Source organism: Desulfomarina sp., from assembly GCF_054039375.1.
The window spans coordinates 1-5,507 of record NZ_JBPLBA010000026.1 but is presented as its reverse complement, the minus strand read 5'-3'; the positions used below and the strand labels follow the sequence as shown (position 1 = coordinate 5,507).

At 47.2% G+C, this 5,507-nt stretch carries 4 protein-coding genes; all 4 read left to right on the top strand.

From position 1 onward, the window contains the following. The first annotated feature begins 637 nt into the window (after window positions 1-637). Entirely contained in the window at window positions 638-1,303 is a 666-nt protein-coding gene (locus ACXLDX_RS01650; RefSeq protein ID WP_457575447.1) for a nitroreductase, read from the top strand. 21 nt (window positions 1,304-1,324) lie between these two features. Then, window positions 1,325-1,801, top strand: coding sequence for a ferritin family protein (locus ACXLDX_RS01645; RefSeq protein WP_457575446.1), 477 nt, complete (start codon window positions 1,325-1,327; stop codon window positions 1,799-1,801). Window positions 1,802-1,905: 104 nt separating this feature from the next. Next, entirely contained in the window at window positions 1,906-2,361 is a 456-nt protein-coding gene (locus ACXLDX_RS01640; protein ID WP_457575445.1) for a DUF3124 domain-containing protein, read from the top strand. A 237-nt stretch (window positions 2,362-2,598) separates the two neighbouring features. Further along, window positions 2,599-5,247: an aconitate hydratase AcnA gene (acnA, locus tag ACXLDX_RS01635; protein WP_457575444.1), complete on the top strand. Its 2,649-nt coding sequence runs from the start codon at window positions 2,599-2,601 to the stop codon at window positions 5,245-5,247. Window positions 5,248-5,507 lie beyond the last annotated feature (260 nt).

Genomic DNA, 5,507 nt, shown 5'->3' with positions numbered 1-5,507 from the left:
TAAATCCTGCACTTCAGAAAATGAAAAAATGTAAATATAACTTGATTTCAATACATTATGATATATCAAGCAAATTTGGCTATTCACTTCTCAGGTGAATGTAAATTTTTTCATTTTCTTTGCCCTGCGGGATTGGCAATTGCAGGATTTAGGTTGAATTATTTTCTTAATCACATACAAAGCTCTGCCTGACAGCTGAAAACCTGGGCATGTGACCGGGTTTCGCAGGGAATGGGATATAAATTTGCCGGAATAATAGCCGGCAATCAACCCTCTTTTCATCATAATTGCTCACAACCACGTAAATCTTCTGATAAAGATAATCATTTGCAATCTAAATAAAGCTTTTTTTGTATATTCGAGGTATAATATGACCTGAATTCTGCAATTGGCAAGTTTACCACGGATATGCGGGGTTCGACGGCGCTGACGTATTTGTGTACTTCAAGCCGTTATCAACCAGTGTCTGTCCAGAAATGATGCATCATGTTCGAGATCGAGGCGCAGGGGAAATGAAATCGTCCGGTTGCGGCCTCCGCGAGTAGTTGCATGTAAGGTTTTTTTGAAAACACCTCTTATTCGCTGCTATAATAATAAATAATAGCATAATTCATAATTCTGTGAATGTCCCGAAACTATGAATACAATTGATGCTCTGAAAACAAGAAAATCGACCCGCGCCTATCTTGATATCCCTGTCCCCCGGAAAAAGATTGAAGCTGTCCTCTCCGCGGCGCGCCATGCACCATCAGGAACAAATGCCCAACCCTGGCAGGTGGCCGTGGTATCAGGTAAACAGAAAGAGGAACTGAGCCAGGAAATGGAAAACCTGTTTCGCAGTGGTGAAATGGGTGAAATGGATTACCAGTATTATCCCCTGAAATGGCCGGAACCATTCAAAAGCAGAAGACTTGCCTGTGGAAGACAGCTCTACTCCACACTGAATATAGAAAGAAAAGACAAGGAAAAGCGCTATGAACAGTGGGTGGCAAACTACCACGGCTTCGGGGCGCCCGTTCTACTGTTCTTCTTTCTTGATCCCGTAATGCAGACCGGGTCTTTTCTGGACTACGGCATGTTCCTGCAATCCATCATGCTTGCTGCTGTGGAAGAAGGTCTGGCCACCTGCTCCCAGGCGGCACTCGGCCAATACCCGGAACTCATAAAAAAACAACTGGGCTATCCCATGGACAACATTCTTATCTGTGGCATGGCACTCGGATATGAAGACAGGGATGCCCCGGTCAACAACTACCGCACACCGAGGGAGGAACTTTCTGTTTTTACTAAGTTTTTTGACTGATTTTCACAAAAGGAAGTACTCATGTTTACACTCTCAGACATATGCAATATCGCAATACAGATTGAGGAAAACGGCGCTGAAACCTATCGCAGGGCAAGCGAAGGTATAGAGGACCCAAAACTTGCAGAAGTCCTTACCTGGATGGCCCTTGAAGAAGAAAAACATGCCCGGTGGTTTGAATCGATCCAATCAGACCAGACTTTGTCTTCTGAGCAGAGGGAAATGGCTGCCATAGGTCGCTCCCTTCTCACGGATATCATAAAAAGCAACACTTTTTCCCTGGACCGGGAAAAACTCGAGGAGGCAGGTAGTTTCAAAGAAATCCTCGCGCAATCCATCGAATTTGAACAGGATACGATTCTCTTCTATGAAATTCTTCTCGATTTCCTTGATAACGATGAAACAAGGGAAAAACTCCAGATGATTATCAGAGAAGAAAAGAATCATATCAAAAAACTCGAAACCCTTGCTGATCAATCCTGCGCAGTAGAGGGGTAAAGGTAATTACAGCTCAGAGGTAATAAAATCATATAGTTGTTGCCCCGTGAGGATTTACGGGTAAAGCAGCCATTCACAGGATTAACAACTCCAGGAAAAGCAGCATGATTTACCGATTATTACTCTTTTTTCTTCTGTTCACCCCGTGTTCCCTGCAGGCCTCAGAACCCTTTCCACCCGTTATGCGGCAAAAGGTATATGTACCTGCCTATTCCCATATTTATCACGGCAACAAGGAAACACCTCTGCTCCTTTCAATTACACTCAGTATCCGCAATGTTGATCCCCTCCGCTCCCTGACGGTAACTACTGTTGATTATTACGAAACCCAGGGAAAACTACTGAAACACTTCATTGTGGAACCGGTTCTGCTCCCCCCCATGGGCTCTACTCGATTTATTGTTCCCCAGAAGGATACCACAGGCGGCTCCGGTGCAAATTTTATTGTTTCATGGAAAGCAGAAGAAAAAATTAATCCCCCCATCATTGAATCAGTTATGATCGGTACCCAGTCCCAGCTTGGCATTTCATTCACTTCAAGGGGAAGAGCCATTTTCTGATGATGAAAAGTGTGGTCTGACTGAATCAAAAGGCATGTGAAATACCCGGAGGGTTGCAACTATAAGATTTTATAACCTCTGAGTTGTAATTGTTCGCCTGCCACAGATTTTTGCAAGCTCTTCTTCGCGCTTACTTACCTGTGCGTGTACAAGAGACCGTGAAAAACCGGGGTACTTGAGAACAATTACAAGTTGTCTTCCTCCAAATGCAGTTACAGAACAACCATAAGGGGCCCCATGGATAATCTGATATACTTAAAACAATTACAGATTGGAACAGACACCTGCAGCTATTACGATCTGTCGGAACTCTCCCGCCAGGGTCTTGGCAGCATCTCCAGGCTGCCGTACTCCATTCGTATCCTTGTCGAGAACCTGTTGAGAAAATATGACGGAACGATTGTAAAAACCAGTGACCTCCAGGCAATCGTCAACTGGAAAAAAAAGTATGATATTCCGGTTGAAATACCCTATCATCCCGCCCGTGTCCTGATGCAGGACTTCACCGGAGTACCGGCGGTTGTAGATATTGCGGCAATGCGTGACGCCTTAAGAGAACAGGGAGGAGATCCCGCCGGAATCAATCCCGTCGTTCCTGTTGAACTGGTTGCCGATCATTCTGTCCAGGTGGACTACTCCGGCACCAGCAACAGCCTCACCCAGAATGTAGCCAGGGAATACGAGAGGAACGGAGAACGCTATAAGCTTCTGAAATGGGCTCAGATGAGTTTTGACAATTTTAAAATCGTCCCCCCGAACTCAGGGATCTGTCACCAGGTTAACCTGGAATACCTTGGTCGGGTTATTTTTACCCGGAAAGATAAAGAAGGAATTCTTGCCTTCCCGGACACTGTTGTCGGCCTCGACTCACACACCCCCATGATCAATGGTATCGGGGTCATGGGCTGGGGCGTGGGGGGAATTGAGGCGGAGGCAGTCATGCTTGGCCAGCCCTATTATATGCCGATCCCCGAAGTCACAGGAGTCCGCCTGACAGGTAAACCGGACAAAGGTATTACGGCCACTGACATTGTGCTCACCCTGACACAGCTGTTACGCAAACACGATGTGGTGGAAAAATTTGTCGAATATTTCGGACCGGGAATGAGCAACCTCTCCATACCCGACCGGGCAACGATTTCAAATATGACACCGGAATATGGTGCGACCCTCGGGTTTTTTCCAATTGATGAAAAAACTATCGACTACCTTAATATGACGGGCCGCCGGAAACAGGCTGCACTTTCCACCGCCTACGCCCACGCCCAGTCCCTCTTTTACGAAGAAAATGATGAAAGAGAGTACAGCTCCGTCATAGAATTTGACCTGGCCACGGTTGAACCTTCCCTGGCCGGTCCGGCACGGCCGCAGGATCATATTCCTTTGAGCCGAATGCAATCCGCTTTTGCCAAAACAACAAAGACCGGGACGGAAAAATTCTCCCTCACCCTGAACGGCCGCGAGACAACCATCCAGAACGGCTCTGTTGTCATAGCAGCAATCACATCCTGCACCAACACTTCAAACCCGTATGTCCTCCTTGGCGCCGGTCTCCTGGCCAGAGAGGCCGTAAAAAGAGGGTTGACGATCCCGCCCCATGTAAAGACCTCATTTGCACCCGGCTCAAAGGTTGTCAGCAACTACCTGGAAGCAGCCGGCCTCATGCCCTATTTTGAAGCCCTCGGTTTTCATATTGCCGCATTCGGCTGCACAACCTGTATCGGAAACAGTGGACCGCTCCATCCTGAACTTGAAGAACTCATCAGAAAAAAAGATTTAAACGTTGCCGCAGTTCTCTCAGGCAACCGCAATTTTGAGGCACGCATCCACCAGCGAATCAAATCTAATTTTCTCGCCTCTCCCCTTCTGGTCCTGGCTTTTGCCCTTGCAGGACGGGTAGATATCGATCTCACAACCGCTCCCCTGGGAACCGATCCTAATAATCAGCCCGTTTACCTCAATGACCTCTGGCCCGGCCAGGAAGAACTAGAACAGCTTGTTCAGCAATTCGTCACCAGTGAGCGTTTTGCAAAAGAATACGCCTCAATCTTTGACGGAGATGATTTCTGGAAGACACTCGACAGTGTAAAAAGTACAACCTATTCCTGGGATAAGGACTCAACCTACATCAAAAAACCACCATTCTTTGATGGATTCACCAGAACACCGCCACCCCTGGAAGACCTGGAGGGTGCCCGGGCCTTCCTTCTGCTGGGAGACAGTGTCACCACTGATCACATCTCTCCTGCAGGAGCAATACCCGAACACTATCCGGCCGGGCAGTACCTGCTGGAAAAAAATATTGCCAGAAAAGACTTCAACTCCTACGGATCCAGAAGGGGTAATCATGAAGTTATGATGCGGGGCACATTCGCCAATATCCGTATAAAAAACAGGATGGTTCAACCCAGGGAAGGTGGTATCACGATAAAATATCCGGAAAATAAAGAACTGTTTAATTATGATGCCGCCATGCAGTATCTCTCGGAAGAGGTGCCGCTTATTGTCCTTGCCGGAAAAGAATACGGTACAGGCTCATCCAGGGACTGGGCCGCGAAAGGAACCATGCTGCTCGGTATAAAAATCGTCATTGCCGGATCTTACGAGAGAATCCACAGGAATAACCTGGTCGGCATGGGTGTTCTGCCCCTGGTGTTTAAAGATGGAGAAGATCCTCAAAGCCTTGGCCTGGACGGAACTGAAATATATTCCATCCATGGCCTTTCCGGAATGGCACCGGGGGAAGAACTTCAGGTTACTGCGAAAAAAGAAGATGGAACCACAATTCGCTTCCAGGTTATTTCCCGCCTGGATACAGCCATTGACGTGGCCTACTACCGCCATGGGGGAATCCTGCCCTATGTCCTGCGACAGTTTCTCGCCTGAAAAAGAGTAGGGTACTGGTCAGGCCATGTAAGGAAAAGGAGGAGTTGGCGAGGCTCCCGGAGACAACCCACATAAACCTGATCAGTACCCCGCCCTGCCGGCTGGTACATTTCTTTTTCCAATCAAAAAAAATCTGATTACGTATGAAACTCAGCCTGTTATTTGTGAGTCTGGGGATTGGGCCTGTTTTATCAGGCGTATTTCAAAAATCACATTAGACTGATTATAAAATGATCTGGACTGACACTTTTTCATTTGAA

Coding starts and splice junctions, on each gene's coding strand:
- ACXLDX_RS01650 (WP_457575447.1), top strand. CDS start 638: ATGAATACAATTGATGCTCTGAAAACAAGAAAATCGACCCGCGCCTAT.
- ACXLDX_RS01645 (WP_457575446.1), top strand. CDS start 1,325: ATGTTTACACTCTCAGACATATGCAATATCGCAATACAGATTGAGGAA.
- ACXLDX_RS01640 (WP_457575445.1), top strand. CDS start 1,906: ATGATTTACCGATTATTACTCTTTTTTCTTCTGTTCACCCCGTGTTCC.
- acnA (WP_457575444.1), top strand. CDS start 2,599: ATGGATAATCTGATATACTTAAAACAATTACAGATTGGAACAGACACC.